Origin of the sequence: Paramagnetospirillum kuznetsovii (assembly GCF_003284725.1) — a bacterium.
Lineage (GTDB): Bacteria > Pseudomonadota > Alphaproteobacteria > Rhodospirillales > Magnetospirillaceae > Phaeospirillum > Phaeospirillum kuznetsovii.
This window is the reverse complement of the sequence record NZ_PGTO01000069.1, coordinates 1-517: the sequence shown is the minus strand read 5'-3', so window position 1 is coordinate 517 and position 517 is coordinate 1. Positions and strand designations below refer to the sequence as shown.

Sequence of the window (517 nt, the reverse complement as noted above, 5' to 3'; positions counted from 1 at the left end):
GGTCGGCGGAATTGACGGCGAAGCTCCAATTGCCGTCGGTGCCGATGGCGAAGGTGCCCTGGTCGGTGACCACGGTGGAGGCCTGGACATGGGCTTGGCCCGCGTCCACATCGGCGACGGCGAGATGACCGGAAGCCGAGGCATTGCCGTCCTCGGCCAGATGGGCGGAGCTGTTGCCGCTGATGGTGGCGCTGTCGTTGGCTCCGTCGATGGTGACGGAGACGGTCTGGGTCGCGGTGCCGTCGGCCGAGGTGACGGTGAAGCTCTTGGTCATGGAATCGCCAGCACCCAGGGCCTGGACGCTGGGATCGGCGGAATTGACGGCGAAGCTCCAATTGCCGTCGGTGCCGATGGCGAAGGTGCCCTGGTCGGTGACCACGGTGGAGGCCTGGACATGGGCTTGGCCCGCGTCCACATCGGCGACGGCGAGATGACCGGTGGCCGAGGCATTGCCGTCCTCGGCCAGATGGGCGGAGCTGTTGCCGCTGATGGTGGCGCTGTCGTTGGCTCCGTCGAT

At 67.5% G+C, this 517-nt stretch carries 1 protein-coding gene; it reads right to left on the bottom strand.

What is annotated here, in order from left to right:
- Window positions 1-517, bottom strand: a 517-nt coding sequence (locus CU669_RS20980; protein ID WP_205119540.1) for a VCBS domain-containing protein, incomplete at both ends; no start/stop codon positions are given.